This is a genomic window from Arthrobacter sp. PvP103 (assembly GCF_017833075.1).
Classification (GTDB): Bacteria; Actinomycetota; Actinomycetes; order Actinomycetales; family Micrococcaceae; genus Arthrobacter.
Genome location: NZ_JAFIBQ010000001.1, coordinates 3,638,919 through 3,655,686, shown reverse-complemented (window position 1 = coordinate 3,655,686; position 16,768 = coordinate 3,638,919). Strand labels below are relative to the sequence as shown.

15 protein-coding genes are annotated in these 16,768 nt (G+C 64.7%); 9 read left to right on the top strand and 6 right to left on the bottom strand.

Going from position 1 to position 16,768, the window contains the following annotated elements; translation table 11 throughout:
- Nucleotides 1-21 precede the first annotated feature (21 nt).
- Both JOE41_RS16860 and greA read left to right on the top strand, forming a co-directional pair.
- Entirely contained in the window at nucleotides 22-480 is a 459-nt protein-coding gene (locus JOE41_RS16860) for a DUF4307 domain-containing protein (protein WP_011691029.1), read from the top strand.
- Nucleotides 481-682: 202 nt separating this feature from the next.
- Complete coding sequence (gene greA, locus JOE41_RS16855) at nucleotides 683-1,177, top strand: transcription elongation factor GreA (protein WP_011691028.1); 495 nt, start codon at nucleotides 683-685, stop codon at nucleotides 1,175-1,177.
- Between the two features lie 81 nt (nucleotides 1,178-1,258).
- On the opposite strand, the gene JOE41_RS16850 is transcribed toward greA, so the two are convergent.
- From JOE41_RS16850 to JOE41_RS16835, 4 genes are all read right to left on the bottom strand, one after another.
- Nucleotides 1,259-1,909, bottom strand: a complete 651-nt coding sequence (locus tag JOE41_RS16850) for a rhomboid family intramembrane serine protease (RefSeq protein WP_209753022.1) — start codon at nucleotides 1,907-1,909, stop codon at nucleotides 1,259-1,261.
- A gap of 5 nt (nucleotides 1,910-1,914) precedes the next feature.
- A complete protein-coding gene (gene ilvA / locus JOE41_RS16845) occupies nucleotides 1,915-3,153 on the bottom strand; it encodes a threonine ammonia-lyase (protein ID WP_209753021.1) in 1,239 nt (412 codons plus the stop codon).
- A gap of 3 nt (nucleotides 3,154-3,156) precedes the next feature.
- On the bottom strand, nucleotides 3,157-4,530 hold the full coding sequence (locus tag JOE41_RS16840; RefSeq protein ID WP_245200750.1) for an AI-2E family transporter: 1,374 nt from the start codon (nucleotides 4,528-4,530) through the stop codon (nucleotides 3,157-3,159).
- 120 nt (nucleotides 4,531-4,650) lie between these two features.
- Nucleotides 4,651-5,622, bottom strand: a complete 972-nt coding sequence (locus JOE41_RS16835) for an aldose 1-epimerase family protein (RefSeq protein ID WP_245200749.1) — start codon at nucleotides 5,620-5,622, stop codon at nucleotides 4,651-4,653.
- A 181-nt stretch (nucleotides 5,623-5,803) separates the two neighbouring features.
- Here JOE41_RS16835 and galT point away from each other — a divergent pair, with 181 nt between their 5' ends.
- From galT to JOE41_RS16820, 3 genes are read left to right on the top strand one after another with little or no spacing between them, the layout of a single operon-like run.
- Entirely contained in the window at nucleotides 5,804-6,961 is a 1,158-nt protein-coding gene (gene galT / locus JOE41_RS16830) for a galactose-1-phosphate uridylyltransferase (RefSeq protein WP_209753020.1), read from the top strand.
- Entirely contained in the window at nucleotides 6,958-8,163 is a 1,206-nt protein-coding gene (gene galK / locus JOE41_RS16825; protein ID WP_245200748.1) for a galactokinase, read from the top strand. The genes galT and galK overlap by 4 nt, the downstream gene beginning before the upstream one ends.
- 20 nt (nucleotides 8,164-8,183) lie before the next feature.
- On the top strand, nucleotides 8,184-9,422 hold the full coding sequence (locus JOE41_RS16820; RefSeq protein ID WP_209753019.1) for an acetyl-CoA C-acetyltransferase: 1,239 nt from the start codon (nucleotides 8,184-8,186) through the stop codon (nucleotides 9,420-9,422).
- 86 nt (nucleotides 9,423-9,508) lie between these two features.
- On the opposite strand, the gene JOE41_RS16815 is transcribed toward JOE41_RS16820, so the two are convergent.
- A complete protein-coding gene (locus tag JOE41_RS16815) occupies nucleotides 9,509-10,435 on the bottom strand; it encodes a Bax inhibitor-1/YccA family protein (RefSeq protein ID WP_209753018.1) in 927 nt (308 codons plus the stop codon).
- Between the two features lie 494 nt (nucleotides 10,436-10,929).
- On the opposite strand from JOE41_RS16815, the gene JOE41_RS16810 reads away from it, so the two are divergent.
- The 4 genes from JOE41_RS16810 to JOE41_RS16795 are packed head-to-tail and all read left to right on the top strand — an operon-like array spanning nucleotide 10,930 to nucleotide 15,018.
- On the top strand, nucleotides 10,930-12,225 hold the full coding sequence (locus tag JOE41_RS16810) for a branched-chain amino acid ABC transporter permease (RefSeq protein ID WP_232223596.1): 1,296 nt from the start codon (nucleotides 10,930-10,932) through the stop codon (nucleotides 12,223-12,225).
- Between the two features lie 11 nt (nucleotides 12,226-12,236).
- A complete protein-coding gene (locus JOE41_RS16805) occupies nucleotides 12,237-13,205 on the top strand; it encodes a branched-chain amino acid ABC transporter permease (RefSeq protein ID WP_209746614.1) in 969 nt (322 codons plus the stop codon).
- A complete protein-coding gene (locus JOE41_RS16800) occupies nucleotides 13,202-14,251 on the top strand; it encodes an ABC transporter ATP-binding protein (protein WP_245200747.1) in 1,050 nt (349 codons plus the stop codon). Before JOE41_RS16805 ends, JOE41_RS16800 begins: the two co-directional genes overlap by 4 nt.
- Nucleotides 14,248-15,018: an ABC transporter ATP-binding protein gene (locus JOE41_RS16795; protein ID WP_011691016.1), complete on the top strand. Its 771-nt coding sequence runs from the start codon at nucleotides 14,248-14,250 to the stop codon at nucleotides 15,016-15,018. Before JOE41_RS16800 ends, JOE41_RS16795 begins: the two co-directional genes overlap by 4 nt.
- A gap of 190 nt (nucleotides 15,019-15,208) precedes the next feature.
- On the opposite strand, the gene JOE41_RS16790 is transcribed toward JOE41_RS16795, so the two are convergent.
- The gene (locus tag JOE41_RS16790; protein ID WP_209753017.1) at nucleotides 15,209-16,558 is read right to left on the bottom strand and encodes an ABC transporter substrate-binding protein; all 1,350 of its coding nucleotides are present in this window, start codon (nucleotides 16,556-16,558) and stop codon (nucleotides 15,209-15,211) included.
- Nucleotides 16,559-16,768: the final 210 nt, after the last annotated feature.

Sequence of the window (16,768 nt, the reverse complement as noted above, 5' to 3'; positions counted from 1 at the left end):
GATCCACACTAAACTGGAACGGTGACTTCCGAGGATCAGCCGGCTACTTCGGCGCCGGCAACTACCACCCTAGCCAATCGTTACGGGGGCCAAAAGCGTGTCCTCTCGAGTAAGGCCAAGCGCAACATCGGAATCGCTGCGCTGGTCGCCGGGATCGGCTTCATGGCGTGGATCTCCACCTCCCTGAACACCGAGACAGTGTCATTCAAGGACATCGGCTACAGCACCACGGACGCCACGCAGGCGGAGATCGATTTCCAGGTCACCAAGGAGCCCGGAACCGCCGCCAAATGCGCGGTCAAAGCGCTGGATGCCAAGTTCGCGGTGGTCGGCTGGAAAGTGGTTGACATCGGGCCGAACCCTGCGGACGCCACCGCTGACGGCGGACGCACCACGGTGCACCGCGCGGTGGTTCGCACGGAGTCGTTGTCCGTTTCCGGCGTGGTGGACAGCTGCTGGATCCCCGACGGAAACAAGTAGCTGGCCGTAGTTTTGCCGGCGATTTCGCCTGCGGCCTGTGACCCACGCCGCAGGCCTTCTTTGGTTTGTCCAGCGCATTGACTACAATGGATCAATACCTTCTACCCCGCTGAGCTGGTTGCTGAGTTCCATGAGTGGCCACCGTGGCGGGGTTTTACTTGTTTGACCACAAACTTGTTTGACCACGAAAAAGGAGAAGTCCGTGTCTACCACCAACAGCGCAACTGCAGCTTGGCTTACCCAGGAAGCTTTTGACCGCCTGAAGGCAGAGCTGGACCACCTCTCCGGCGCCGGCCGGGCGGAAATCGTCCAGAAAATCGAAGCTGCCCGCCAGGAAGGCGACCTCAAGGAAAACGGCGGTTACCACGCCGCCAAGGAGGAGCAGGGCAAGATCGAGGCCCGCATCCGCCAGCTCACCGTACTGCTCCGGGACGCCCACGTGGGCGAGTCCCCGGCCGACGACGGAATTGTGGAGCCCGGAATGATCGTTGTCGCCAGGATCGCCGGCGACGAGGAGACCTTCCTGCTCGGATCCCGCGAGATCGCCGGCGATTCGGACCTTGACGTCTTCAGCGAAAAGTCCCCGCTTGGCTCTGCGATTGTCGGCCACAAGGAGGGCGACAAGCTCAGCTACACCGCCCCGAACGGCAAGGACATCACGGTGGAGATCCTCTCCGCCAAGCCGTACGCAGGCTAGGAGCGCAGCTCCGGGACCACTGCAAAGCCTTTACGCACGACGCCGGCCCTCCCCTTCCGCGGGGAGGGCCGGCGTCGTGCGTTAAGGCTTAATTCTTGGGGCCCGGTCTTCCGCGACCTGGCGTTCCTGCGGAAGCCGCCGGGGCCTCAGCAGCATGGCGGCGGCGACGCCGCCCAGCGCTCCGCCCAGGTGCGCCTGCCAGGAAACGAACCCTGCCACGCCGGGAAGGATGCCGAACAGGATTCCGCCGTAGCTGAGGAACAGGAGTACTGACAGCGCTATCTGCCACCAGCTGCTGTTGAAGAAGCCCCGGACCAGCAGGAAGGCAAACAGGCCAAACACCAGGCCCGACGCGCCCACCGTGATCCCCCAGCCGCCGATCAGCCACACGACCAGGCCCGAACCGAGCCAGCTGAAGGCCACCGCGGTGACGAAGACCCGGAGCCCGGACATAAAAACGAGGAAGCCGAAGATGATCAGCGGCAGCGCGTTGGAGACAACGTGGCCAAGATTGGCGTGGAACAGCGGGAACGTGAGGATGTCCAGCAGTCCGTCGGCGCTGCGCGGACGTAGCCCGAACGTCCGGTTCAATGCATGGAACGTTGCCGCGTTGACGAACTCGATCACAAACAGGAGGACTACGAACAGTCCTGTGATCAACAGTCCGCCCTGGGCGCGTGCGGCAGCGGTGTGCCTCACTTGCGGTCGGCCCCCCTGAGCATCCAGCACCATGGTCCCTAGTGGACCACGATCGGCTGGAAGCCTTCGGCACGGAGCGCACCCAGGACCTGCTCGCAGTGCTCATGGCCCTTGGTCTCCAGGTTGACGGTGATGGAAACGTCTCCCATGCTGATGGAACCGCCCACGCGGGTGTGGTCCAGGCCGGTCACGTTGGCATCGTTCTCTGCGATGATCCGGGCGATCGTGGCCAGCGAGCCGGGCCGGTCATCCAGCATCATGCGTACCGTCATGTAGCGGCCGGCGGCCGAGAGGCCCCGCTGGATCACCTTGAGCATCAGCATCGGGTCGATGTTGCCGCCGGAGAGGATCACGGCCGTGGTGCCGGGATTTTCGATCTTGCCGTCCATCAGGGCGGCGACGCCCACGGCGCCGGCCGGCTCCACCACCATCTTGGCGCGTTCCAGCAGGAAGATCAGCGCCCGGGCCAGGGAGTCCTCGCTGACCGTGACGACGTCGTCCACGAGCTCACGGATGATGCTGAACGGCAGCTGGCCCGGTCGGCCCACGGCAATGCCGTCGGCCATGGTGGAGACCTTCTTCAACGGCACCAGGGCGTCTGCGGCGAGCGACGGCGGGTACGCCGCGGCGTTTTCGGCCTGGACGCCGATGATCCGGATCTCCCGGCCCAGCTCCCTGGCCCTGGCCTTCACGGCCACCGCCACGCCGGCCAGCAGCCCTCCGCCGCCTACTCCCATCAGGATGGTGTCCACATTGGGAATCTGTTCCAGGATTTCCAGTCCCACCGTGCCCTGCCCGGCAACAACGTCAACGTTGTCGAACGGGTGGACAAAGACGGCACCGGTCTCATCGGCGTAGCGCTGCGCTTCGGCGAGTGCCTCGTCCACGTTGTGCCCGTGGAGGACCACTTCGGCGCCGTGGCTGCGGGTTGCGGCAAGCTTGGGCAGAGCCACGCCCACCGGCATGTAGATGCGCGCCTTGATGCCCAGGCTCTTGGCTGCAACTGCCACGCCCTGGGCGTGGTTTCCGGCCGACGCCGCCACCACGCCGCGCTTTTTCTCTTCGGGGGAAAGCTTCGCCATGCGGACGTACGCGCCGCGGACCTTGAAGGAACCCGCCCGCTGGAGGTTCTCGCACTTGAAGAACACCTCGCCGCCCACCATGCCGCCCAAGGCCCGGGACGATTCCACCGGGGTCCGCGTAATAATGCCCTCAAGCAGCTTCTGCGCCTCAAGGACATTGTCCAACGTGACGGGCAGGCTATTGAGGGTTTTCACGAACTAGTCTCCTTTGGGGAATTCGGCTGGGGCGTCCGGGCCGGCATGTCCGGCGGGATTTCCCGTTGGCTGTGCGGCGCCCTTGCCGCGGCCCGGGTTTGCACCGGGAAGGTAGACATCCTTGAAGGTGTTGTCCTGGCTGGATCCGGAGTCCCCGGTTACACCCGGGCCATCCGCCACCAGCACTCTTTCATGTTCCCACGTTCTGGCAGCAATATATCGAATCGCCGAGTTTGCTACGGCGAGGATGGGCACCGAGAAGAGAGCGCCCGGGATGCCGGCGAGGTAGGAACCGGCCGCCACGGACAGGATAACGGCCACCGGGTGCAGGGCCACCGCCTTGCCCATCACGAGCGGCTGCAGGATGTGGCTTTCCAGTTGCTGGACCAGCAGAACGATCCCGAGCATGACCAGCGCATTGACCCACCCGTTGGCCACGAGGGCAAGGAGGACAGCCACGGCTCCGGTGACCAGGGCACCCACAATCGGGATGAAGGAACCGATGAAGACCAGCACGCCCAGCGGAAGCGCCAGCGGGACGCCGATGATGGCTGCGCCCACGCCGATACCAACGGCATCCACGAAAGCCACGAACATCTGGATGCGGGCGTAGCTGACCATGGACGCCCAGCCCTTGCGGCCTGCTCCGAAAGTGGCGGCGCGGGCCTTCCGTGGCAGCAATCGGACCAGGAAAGCCCAGATCCGGTCGCCTTCGAGGAGGAAGAAGATCAGGACGAACAAGGCCAGGATGAGTCCCGCGGCAAAATGTCCGGCGGTGCTGCCGAAGGACAAGGCGCCGCTGAGGATGCTGCTGCTGTTGTTCTGCAGGGCAGCGGTTGCCTCCTGCAGATACTGGTCCATCTGCGCCGCTGTCAGGTGGAGCGGTCCGTCCGCCAGCCAGCCCTGGATCTGCTGGATCCCTGTCAGCGCCTCGCTCCACAGCTCGCTGAATCCGGCGACAAGCTGCCGTCCCACGAGCGCCAGGGAACCTCCGATGAGTCCGAGGAAGCCCAGCACGGTGATGGCCACGGCGCCTCCGTTGGGGACGCGGCGTGCCTTGAGCCAGCGGGTCACCGGACTCAGCAGCCCTGCCAGCAACGCTGCCACCATCACGGGGATGATCAGGAAGCTGATCTTGCTCAGCATCCAGATCAGTGCGGCAACGACCAGCAGGATGAGCCCGAGCCGCCAGGCCCATGACGCGGCGATCCGCACACCGTAGGGAATGTCCTGGTCCAGTTCACGGTCGGTCACCACGCGCAGCGGGGCCGAAGGCGCGGGGCCCGCAGGTGCAGGGCCGTCGTGGGCTGCGGGCAAGGCCGCGCCAATGTTGGCATCCGGTCTCTGGTTTGGTACGGAGTCCTCAGCTGGCGTCATAGCCTAATACTTCCCCAGCAGCGCCTCGATGGGAAACCGCCACGTCGGCCCCGGCTGCCATTGGCACTGTTGTCCCGGCAGGGCACTACTCCGCCGGCGTGGGGGCTGAAAAGCAGGCGGCTACAGGGAGGCGCTGATGCCCCAGGTCATGGTGAACGACTCCCCTGCCGGCAGCCAGCGCAGCCCGTCGCCGCTGTTGAACGCATTTGCCGGGCCGGTCATGGGTTCAATGGCAACGGCTTTGGCCCTGCCGGGGTACTGATCGGTGACAAAGACGTGGACGTAGCTGCAGTTTTCGTCCTGCCAGAGGCTTACGCTGCGGCCGTCCGATGCCTTCAGCGTTTGGCGTGCCACGCCGCCGTCGAACGTAAGGTCTGTATAGGCGACGTCGATATCCAGTTCGGACACCGTCCGGCCGCCTCGCAGGTCCGTAGCGCCGTCGACCTGTTCCGAGCTGCGGGGTATGAGGCGCTCATCTGCCACGAGCCGTCTACCGGCGCCTACCGTGAGGACCAGGTCCGAGGCGGGCACGTCACCCAGCCTGAGGTAGGGGTGGGCTCCGAGGACGAAGGGGGCGGGTGCCTGGGAATCGTTGAGCAGCGTCTGGCGTACTACGAGCCCCAGGTCCTCGGCCAGGAGGTACTGGACCCGGTGCCGCACAAGGAAGGGGTATCCGTGCTGCGGGAAGACCGGAGCCTCGAGGGTGACCGAGAACTCTGCTTCGTCCACGAGCTCGTAGGCGGCGTTCCGCAACAGGCCGTGGCTGGCGTTGTTGCGCGAAACTTCGGTGATGTCCAGTTGCTGTTTCTTGCCGTTCAGGTACCAGACGCCGTCTTCCACCCGGTTGGCCCAGGGCGCCAGCGTGATTCCGGTGGCGCCCGGCGGGATGTCCCCGTCTCCGTACGTCTCCGTCAGCTGGACACCACCCCTGGAATAGAGCCGGAGGCCTGCGGCCAGCTCCGTGACCACGGCAAGGGCATCGCCGCGGCGGAGCTCGTACTGCCTGCCCGAGGCGTAGCGGCGCGGCACCCCCTCGCTGGCGCCTGACGCGGCGGTGTCGCTGTGCTGGGGGTGGCGTGAGCTCGGATTCATGGGCACAACGGTACCTCCTCCGTTTGCCCCCACTCCTCCGCCGGGACCTCACAACCGGCCGTTGTTAACTTTTGTTCGAAACTATTTCTTTTTGATCGTTTTGTGGGAGAATTGAAGTGCCTGCTGTTCCGCCTCTCGAGGGCGTGACTCCGATGGCCGCCGCTCGTAAAGGACAAGACGCATGACTCACATCACCAGCACCAACCTTGCCGATGGCCGGGAGCTGCTCTATTTCGATGACGCTACGGCAGGGGCCCCCGGGGGCGGAAACACCCGCCGGCCGGAGGAGACTCCGGACCGCCGCGAACTGCCGGCCCGGAGCGAGCCGGGCGAAGTCAGGTTCGACGCCCTCACCGGCGAGTGGGTGGCCGTGGCTGCCCACCGCCAGAGCCGCACCCACCTTCCCCCGGCGGATCAGTGCCCCATCTGCCCGACGACCCCGGCCAACCCCTCGGAGATTCCGGCACCGGACTACGACGTGGTCGTTTTCGAGAACCGCTTCCCCTCGCTCGGGCCCGCCCTCGGGCCGGTTCCCGCCGACGCCGGCTGGGGAACCACCGGCACGGCGTTCGGCCGGTGCGAGGTGGTGTCCTTCACCCCGGAGCACACCGGTTCCTTCAGCGGACTGAGCGAAGTCCGGGCACGCACCGTCGTCGAGGCCTGGGCACACCGCACCGGGGCCCTCAACGCGCTTCCGGGCATCCGGCAGGTATTTCCGTTCGAGAACCGCGGCGCGGACATCGGCGTCACCCTTCACCACCCGCATGGCCAGATCTACGCATACCCCTACGTCACGCCCCGCGCCGCGGTGATGGGCGCCGCGGCAAGGAAGTTCTACGACGACGCCGACGGCCGCCAGACGCTGACCGGCTCGCTGTTGCGGTCTGAACGTGAAGACGGCAGCCGAATGGTCCTCGAAGGCGAGAACTTCAGCGCCTACGTCCCGTTCGCGGCCCGCTGGCCGCTGGAAGTGCACCTGGTCCCGCACCGCCAGGTACCGGACCTCGCGGCGCTCAGCGGCGAGGAGAAAGACGAGCTGGCGCACGTGTACCTGGACCTGCTCAAGCGTCTCGATGCGCTCTATCCGACGCCGACCCCCTATATTTCGGCCTGGCACCAGGCCCCGCTCGACGACCTGCTCCGCCCGGCCGGCTACCTCCACCTCCAGCTGACCTCCCCGCGGAGGGCCGAGGATAAGCTCAAGTACCTGGCCGGGTCCGAAGCGGCCATGGGTGCTTTCATTAACGACACCACCCCGGAACTCGTGGCGGAGCGGCTGCGCACCGTTACGGTTCCGGCATCAGTCCCCAAGCCACTCCCGGAAGGCGCACACGCATGACCGCCCCAACAGGCAGCAACACTCCTGGCAACAGCAACCCCCGCGACAGCAAGCTGGGAAACAAGGACCTCGAAGCGCGGTTCCGGGACGCCTTCGGTTCCGTCCCAGACGGCGTCTGGCAGGCGCCGGGCCGCGTGAACCTGATTGGCGAGCACACCGACTACAACGACGGCTTCGTGCTCCCGTTCGCCATCGACCGGACAGCCCGGGTGGCTGTCCGGGTGCGCTCCGACTCCACGCTCCGGCTGCTGTCCACCTACGGAGACCAGGGCATGACCACGGCGGACACCTCGTCACTGGACGGCTCGCGCGCCAAGGGCTGGACCAAGTATCCGCTCGGCGTCATCTGGGCACTCCAGGAGCGCGGGGTCGCGGTGCCCGGCCTTGACCTGCTGCTGGACTCCAACGTTCCCCTCGGCGCCGGACTCTCCTCGTCCCACGCCATTGAGTGCGCCGTCATCTCCGCCCTCAACGAGCTGACCGGCGCAGGGCTTACAGCCGAGGAAATGGTCCTGGCCACCCAGCGCGCCGAGAATGACTTTGTCGGAGCGCCCACGGGCATCATGGACCAGTCCGCCTCGCTGCGCGGGGCGAAGGGCCATGCCGTCTTCCTGGACTGCCGGGACCAGAGTGCCCGCCTGGTGCCGTTCGAGACGGAGCCGGCAGGCCTGGTGCTGCTGGTGATCGACACCAAGGTTTCCCACTCCCACGCCGACGGCGGCTACGCGTCGCGCCGCGCCTCGTGCGAGCTCGGGGCCGAAGTGCTGGGCGTCAAAGCGCTGCGGGACGTCGGGGTGGAGGACCTGGACGAAGCTAGCGGTCTCCTGGATGAGGTCACGTTCCGCCGGGTCCGGCACGTCGTCACCGAGAACGACCGCGTCCTGCAGACCGTGGAACTCCTCGGCTCAGCCGGACCGGGCGCCATCGGGCCACTCCTCGATGCCAGTCACCTCTCCATGCGTGACGACTTCGAGATTTCGTGCCCCGAACTGGACCTTGCCGTCGACACCTCGCGGGCCAGCGGAGCCATCGGCGCCCGCATGACAGGCGGCGGTTTTGGCGGCGCAGCCATCGCCCTCACACCGGTGGCCGCCGAGCAGCAGGTACGCACCGCCGTCGAGCAGGCTTTCTCCCGCGCGGGGTTCAGGAAGCCGGACATTTTCACGGTTACCCCTGCGGCCGGGGCGATGCGGGTCGTATAGCTCGGGCGTAGGCTGGGCGCATGTCAGAAGCAGTCATTGTTTCCACTGCCAGAAGCCCGATCGGACGCGCCTTCAAGGGATCTTTGAAGGATGAGCGGCCGGATGACCTTGCCGCCGCCATGGTCACCGCGGCTCTGGACAAGATTCCGTCCTTCGACCCCCGCGGAGGGGACGGCAAGGGCTTGGACGACCTTTACCTGGGCTGCGCCGAACCGAGCGGTGAAGCGGGTTCCAACATGGCGCGGGTGGTCACCATCCTGGCCGGACTGGATAATGTTCCCGGCGCAACCATCAACAGGTTCTGCGCCTCCAGCCTGCAGACCATCCGCATGGCGTTCCATGCCATCAAGGCGGGCGAAGGCGACGCGTTCGTTGCGGCCGGAGTGGAGTCTGTGTCCCGTTATCCGAACTGGACCGGGGCAGGAGAAACCGATGCCGGCAACCACAACCCGCGCTTCGACGCTGCCCGCCGCCGGACGGAGGCCCGCGCCGCGTCCAACACGCCATGGACCGATCCCCGGTTGGGCGGCCGGATGCCGGACATCTATATCGCGATGGGACAGACTGCGGAAAACGTGGCCACCACCTACGGTATTTCACGGGCCGAGCAGGATGAATGGGCTGTCCTAAGCCAGAACCGTGCTGAAGCGGCCCGGGCCTCGGGATTCTTTTCGCGCGACATCACACCGTACACACGCCGCGACGGCACCTTAGTGGACCGGGACGACTCCCCGCGCAGCGGCGTCACCCTCGAAGGTGTGGCCGGTCTCCAGCCCGTGTTCCGGAGTGAAGGGACAGTCACCGCCGGCAACGCGTGCCCGCTGAACGACGGCGCTGCCGCCCTAGTGGTGATGAGTGATGGCCGCGCCCGGGAGCTCGGCCTGGAGCCGCTGGCACGGATCGTGTCCACGGGCGTCAGCGCACTCTCCCCCGAACTCATGGGCATGGGCCCGGTGGAGGCGACCCGGCAGGCGCTGGCGCGGGCCGGGCTGGGCATCGGGGACATCGACCTTGTCGAGCTGAACGAGGCGTTTGCCGTCCAGGTCGTAGCCAGTGCCCGCGAACTGGGCATCGACCACTCACGGCTCAACGTCCACGGCGGGGCGATCGCCCTCGGGCATCCGTTCGGCATGACCGGCGCGCGCATGACCACCACCCTGCTCAACGGGCTTCAGGAGCGCGACGGCTCGCTCGGGCTGGCGACCCTGTGCGTCGGCGGAGGCCAGGGCATGGCAGTGGTTTACGAGCGGTTGAGCTAGGTAGGACCAGCTAAAACGGGAATGAGCCCCGCCGTGTGGCGGGGCTCATTCCAATTAGAGCACGACGGCGTTTGCCGGCTAGGGTCCTAGTCGTCGCCGCGGAGGATCGCCAGAAGACGGATGATTTCCACGTACAGCCAGACCAGGGTCACGGTCAGTCCGAACGCGGCGGTCCAGGAGAACCGCTCCGGTGCGCCGTTGCGGACGCCTTCCTCGATGCTGGTGAAGTCCATGATCAGCGAGAAGGCGGCGAGGCCAATGGCCAGAACGCCGATGACGACGCCAATGATTCCGCTGCGCAGGCCGAACGGTTCCGTCGTCAGGCCTGTCAGCATCATGACGAGGTTCACCACGGAGAACAGGGCGTACCCGGCAATGGCGATCATAAAGAACTTCATGGCCTTGGGCGTTGCCCGGACCTTGCCGCTCTTGAACAGCAGCAGCGTCACCGCAAAGACGGACAGCGTGCCGATGACAGCCTGCAGTCCGACTCCCGGATACATTCCGTCAAGGACACGGGTCAGGCCACCAAGGAAGAGTCCTTCGAGGCCTGCGTAGGCCAGGATGAGGGCCGGTGACGGCTGCTTCTTGAACGTGTTGACGAGGGCGAGGACGAAGCCGCCCAGCGCACCGACGATCATCAGCAGTGAGGCCAGCGGCATGCTCACGAAGAGCGTGACAGCTGCGCCGGCAATCAGCACACCGAGGCAGGCGGCCGTCTTGATGATGACGTCGTCGAAAGTCATCCGCCCGGTCTCGGCCGGGCCGGCTGCCGGCTGGTTGTACATCTGCTGCAGCTGATCATGGGTCATGTTCTGCTGCTGGGCCATCCAGCCGCCCTGCGCGTCCATGACCTGGCCCGGGGCGCGGCCCGGAGCCTGGCCATAGGGGTTCTGGCCATACTGAGCCTGGCCGTAGGGGTTCTGGCCGTACTGAGCCTGCGGAACAGGCGGTGCCTGGGTGGCTCCACGGAGATTCTTTCCGTTGAAGATCGGGTTTCCGCCAAGTGCCATTGCGGGTGTCCTCCAAATAAAGGGGGTAGGTGGTGATCCTGATAACTCAAGGTACCAATTCCCACGCGCAGGGGGCAGGGATAGTTCCCCGGCCGGGCCAGCCGAAACCCAACCGTGACATGGGTGGCCGGCAGGCGTGACGCACACCACCGGTATCCAGCAGGTTCGACTGTTTAGGAATACTCAGGCTCAACAAAAGTTTTCTTTAGCAGAACTGCATCAAACCTGAGGTTGAGCTTCACTGTTGTTATCTGATCGCTATCTTAGGGGTGCCCGTGCGAGGCTCCATTGATCCCCGCTGGCTGTAACATAAGCCCAAGCAGGGTGACTGACATCACAAGGTATCCGGTTTGTCTACCGCATATTTAGCGCCACGACTACGTCCCCCGCTCCGTTCGCAGTGGTTGTAAAGGCGCAACCCAGTCCACCCCCATGTGGAGGTTTTCATTTTGAGAAGCACACCGAGAGGCCTGTCGCACAGACGGCGCGGCGGATTGCTGAAGACGTTGGGGGCTATATTTGCCGCCGTCGTTGCAATCCTCCTCGTCGTAGCCCCGGCATCGCAGGCCACTACCCCCTCGCCGACACCATCCCCGTCGAACCAGCAGTTCCAGAACAGCATCAGCGGCTTCCTGCGGGACGACGCTCGGGCCCCTATCGCTGACGTTACGATCACTGCCAAAAGCGGGGATTTCACCGGGACCGCAAAATCAGGCGCCAACGGCTCGTGGACCATCGGAGTCCCGGTCCAGGGCACCTATGAAGTAGAGCTAGACGAGTCCACTCTCCCCGAAGGCATCAAGCTCGCTGACGGCCAGGAGAATCCCCGCAAAGTCACTTTCAGCCAGACTTCCAACCTCTCCGTGATCTTTGCCTTCGGCAAAGGCATTGTGGTCCAGCAGCAGGACTTCGGCCAGAACCTGCTGAACAGGCTCGTGGCCGGCCTTAGCTTCGGCCTCCTGCTGGCGCTGGCCTCGGTGGGACTCTCGCTGATTTTCGGAACTACCGGCCTCACCAACTTTGCCCACGGCGAGATGGTCACCTTCGGCGCCGTTCTGGTCTTCGCCTTCAACGCCATGAGCCTTCCGTTCTGGCTGGCGGTGGTCCTTGCGCTGCTGGGCGGCGGCCTGTTCGGTTACGTCCAGGATGCCGGCCTGTGGAAACCGCTGCGCCGACGCGGGACGGGCCTGGTCCCGATGATGATCGTCAGCATTGGCCTCGCACTCGCGGTCCGCTATGTCATTCAGTTCTACTTCGGCGGATCGACCCAGCAGCTGCCCTACGCCCAGAGCGCTGAAATACAGATTGGGCCGGTATCGATCTCGCCCAACAACCTGTGGTCGCTGGTCATCAGTGCCGTCGTGATCGCACTCATCGGTTTCATCCTCCTGAAGACCCGCCTGGGCAAAGCCACCCGCGCAGTCGCCGACAACCCCGCCCTCGCGGCCGCCTCGGGCATCGATGTCGACAACGTGATCCGGATTGTCTGGGTTGCGGGCGGAATGCTGGCCTCCCTCGGCGGCATTCTCTGGGCCTACTACCGGCCCGGCGTCACCTTCGATATGGGTTCGCAGATCCTGCTGCTCATCTTCGCCGGCGTGACCCTGGGCGGCCTCGGCACGGTCTTCGGTGCACTGATCGGATCCATCATCGTCGGCATCTTCGTGGAGCTGACCACCGTGTTCGGCCTGGCCGCCGACCTCAAATATGTGGGAGCACTGTTCATCATGATTGTTGTCCTCTTGTTCCGGCCGCAGGGCATCCTGGGCCGTCGCGAGCGCGTGGGTTAGGAGACACAGCCATGGACTTTGGATTCATTTTTTCCAGCGCTGCCGGTGAACTGTTCAGCCCGACGACGGCGGCGTACGCGCTTGCCGCCCTCGGCCTCGCCGTTCACTTCGGCTACTCCGGCCTGCTGAACTTCGGCCAGGCCGGCTTTATGGCGGTAGGCGCCTACGGCTTCGCCATCTCGACGCTTAGCTTCGGCGTCCCGTTCTTTGTAGGCCTGCTCATTGCCGTCGTCTGCTCGGCTATTTTCGCGTTGCTGCTGGGCATTCCAACCCTTCGCCTGCGCGCCGACTACCTGGCCATCGTGACGATCGCGGCCGCGGAAATCGTCCGCTACATCGTCACCACCAACCAGCTCACGTCCGTGACCGGCTCCGCCAACGGCCTGGCCGCCTTCGAAGGCGGGTTCTACTCCATGAACCCGTTCCCCGAAGGCTCCTACTTTGGAATGAACAACAGGGACTTCTTTATCCGCGTAGTTGGCTGGGGCCTCGTGATCGTCTGTTGCACCCTGGTGTGGCTGCTGATGCGCAGCCCGTGGGGACGCGTCCTCAAGGGCATCCGCGAGGACGAGAACGCGGTCCGCTCGCTGGGCAAGAACGTGTACGCCTATAAGATGCAGGCGCTCGTCATCGGCGGCGTCCTCGGCGCCCTGGCCGGCATGATCTTCACCCTTCCCCGCGGTGCAGTCCAGCCGGCGAACTACGGCACCGAGCTGACGTTCTTCCTGTACACCTGCCTGCTTTTGGGCGGACTCGGAACAGTGCTTGGCCCGGTAGTAGGCGCCATGATCTTCTGGGTGGTGCTCTCGCTCACTCAGGGCATCCTCTACGGCCTCATTGAATCAGGGGCGGTGACATGGCTGAACACGGTCCAGGCCGGGCAGCTGCGTTACATCCTCGTGGGTGTCGCGCTGATGCTGCTGATGATCTTCCGGCCCCAGGGCGTTTTCGGCAATAAGAAGGAGTTGGCGTTCGCATGAGTGAGCAACGCAATGTGCCAACAGCAAGTGGCACCGGGAACAGCGGTGACACCGCAGGAATTGACTACATGACGGATACGCGGCCGATCGCCGCCGGCGAGACCGCCCCGGGCTGCAAGAAGCGGGATCCGATCGTCGTCGCCGAAAACGTCACCCGCAGCTTCGGCGGCATCAACGCCGTCGACGTCGAATACCTTGAGATCCCCCGCCACAAAATCACTGCACTCATTGGACCCAATGGTGCCGGCAAGACCACCCTGTTCAACCTGCTGACCGGCTTTGACACACCCAACTCCGGAAAATGGCAGTTCGAAGGCAACAGCCTCGCCGGCGTCTCCCCCTACAAGGTGGCCCGGATGGGCATGGTCCGCACGTTCCAGCTGACCAAGGTGATGGGCAAGCTGACTGTCATGGAAAACATGCGGCTGGGAGGCTCTGAGCAGCCCGGTGAGCGGCTTTCCAAGGCCCTGTTCAAGGGCATGTGGGGCGGCCGCGAAAAGGAGATCACCGCCCAGGCGAACGTCCTGCTGGAGAAGTTCAAATTGGACGCGAAGAAGGACGACTACGCGGCATCGTTGTCCGGCGGCCAACGCAAGCTGCTTGAGATGGCACGATCGCTGATGGTCAGGCCCAAACTAGTGATGCTTGATGAGCCCATGGCCGGCGTCAACCCGGCGCTTACCCAGTCCCTCCTTGACCACATCAAGAACCTCAAGGCAGAAGGCATGACCGTGCTCTTCGTCGAGCACGACATGAACATGGTGCGCCACATCGCCGACTGGGTGGTGGTGATGGCCGAAGGCAAGATCGTCGCTGAAGGGCCGCCACAGGACGTGATGAAGAACCCCGCCGTGATCGATGCCTACCTGGGCGCCCACCACGATGTGGACCTGGGCGACGCCGAAGGCATCAAGGAACTGGCCGCCGAGCTCGTGGCCGACGAAGAGTCAATCGTGGGCACCGAGAACGCCGGAATTATCGCCGTCGACGTCGTTGCCGCCGAAACGGAGCCGCGGCCCGAAACCCGGAAGAAGGACACCGAATGAGCGCCACCAGTGCGGCAGCAGCCGCCACACCAGCCGCCGCGGACCAAGCGGTGGTCACGGTCACCAACCTGGTGGCTGGCTACATCCCCGGCGTCAACATCCTCAACGGCTGCAGCATTGAAGCCCGCAAAGGCGAACTGATCGGCATCATCGGTCCTAACGGCGCCGGTAAGTCCACGCTGCTGAAGGCGATGTTCGGGCTGGTGAAGGTGCACTCGGGCTCCGTCGTGGTCAGGGGCCAGGACATCACCGGGCTCAAGGCCAACAAACTCGTGGCCAAGGGCGTGGGCTTCGTCCCGCAGAACAACAATGTGTTCGCTACCCTGACCATCGAGGAGAACATGCAGATGGGCATGTTCCAGCGGCCCAAGGACTTTGCCGAACGGTTCGACTTCGTTACCAGCCTCTTCCCTGAGCTCGGCAAGCGCCGCGCCCAGCGTGCCGGCTCGCTCTCCGGCGGGGAACGCCAGATGGTGGCCATGGGACGTGCCCTGATGATGGAGCCCGCCGTCCTGCTGCTCGATGAGCCGTCGGCAGGCCTCTCCCCCGTCAAGCAGGATGAGACCTTCCTGCGGGTCCACGAGATCAACCGGGCCGGCGTTTCGGTGATCATGGTGGAGCAGAACGCCCGCCGCTGCCTGCAGATCTGCGACCGCGCCTATGTGCTGGACCAGGGCAAGGACGCGTACACCGGTACCGGCCGGGAGCTCATGAAGGACCCCAAGGTGATCCAGCTGTACCTCGGAACGCTGGCGGACGAAGTCTAAGCCGCCCCTACGAGCCGCAGGGGGGCCGTCACCGCTTGGTGGCGGCCCTTCTGCATGCCCTGAGCCGTGCACTGCCTCCGCCGGGCGTTTGATGGGTGGTCAGGGGACCGAGGCCGCGCTCGCGCCCGGGCGACGGAAAGCCCCCGTCCGGCTGGACGGGGGCTTTCGCGCTATCTAGGTTGAGTCGGCTTTACAGCTTGCCGAATTCTTCCTTCGACGGCTTGTAGGTGTTGTCATCCTGGTACTCGTAGATGCCGATGTAGGCTTCCGTCGGGTCACCGGCGTCGGAGAAGGTCACCGGACCGGACTGGCCGTCGTAGTCGATGTCCTTGCCGTTGCGGAGCAGCGTGACGCAGGACGGGAAGTCGTTGCACTTCTCGCCGCTTTCGGAGACTGCCTTGAGCTGCTTGGCGATGTCGGTACCCTTGGTGCTCTTAGCGGCTTCCGCAGCCAGCGCGATCAGGTTGACGGCGTCGTACGACTCGCCTGCATAGCTGTAGTCCTTAAGCGCCGGGTCGATGGCCAGCAGCTTCTTCTTGAAGTCGTCCTTGGCGAACGTGCCCGGGATGGTGCCCTGGGCGCCCTTCAGCGTTCCCGCCTGGAAGTCCTTGCTGTAGTCCGAGGTGTTGCCGTCAACCAGGAACATCTGGGTCGCCTTGACGCCCTTGCCGGTCATCAGGGGCACGATGCTCTTAGCCTGGTCGAAGGTGATCAGGGCAATCGCATCCGGCTTGGCTGCAATGACCTTGTCCACCTGGCTGCTGAACTGCGAGTCGCCCTCGTTGAAGAGCTCCTCGGCAACAACCTTGCCGCCGGCAGCTTCAAACGCAGACTTGACGTTCTTGGCCAGGCCGGTGCCGTACGCATCGTTCAGAACGATCATGCCGACGGTCTGTGCGCCACAGGTAGCCATGTAGTTGCCGAGCACCTTGCCCTGCAGCACATCGGAGGGAGCCGTGCGCCAGTAGAGGCCCTTGTCATCCCAGGTGGTGAAGTCGGGAGACGTGTTCGCGGGCGAGAACTGGATGACACCGGCACCGGTGATCTGGTTGATGACGGTCTTGGAAACCCCCGATGATGCAGCGCCGATAATGGCGCTGACGCCGCTGCCCAGCAGCGCGGTGGTGGACTGCGTTGCAATGTCGGTCTTGGTGTCACCGGAGTCGCGGTGGATCACTTCGACGGGCTTGCCCAGGACGCCGCCTGCGTCATTGACTTCCTTGATGCCCAGGTTCACACCGGCAATTTCGGGCGGCCCGAGGAACGCCAGCGAGCCCGTGGTAGGCAGAAGCGAGCCGATCTTGAGCGGAGTATCCGTAGTAGTGGTAGAGGCCGGGACCGAGCCGCCCGCGCCTGCTGCGGTGGTGGCGCCGCCGCTAGCGCTCGGCGCCGGGCAGGCGATTCCGGATGCCGCCGGAGTGGTGGAGCCTGTCGAACTCGGGGTGGACGAGCCGCCACAAGCCGTAGCCAGAAGGGCGACGCCGATGCTAAGCGCTGTGAGCTTAGCGACTCGCGGCGCCGCCTGGGGGAGTGAAATCATTAAGAGTCTCCTCGATCGAAAGGTGCGAACGGCCTTTGATGCGAATTACCAGGTGTTCCTGATTTAACTTCAAGCTAGTGCAATTTCGCCCCGAACATAAGTGACTATGGTCACATCCTTATAACAGTCGTTGCATATGGGACACCATGGCGCGGAAGCGCTGAAATGCGGAAGGAGCGGGCCGGAAGCAGGCATTGTGAAGCGCGGCAC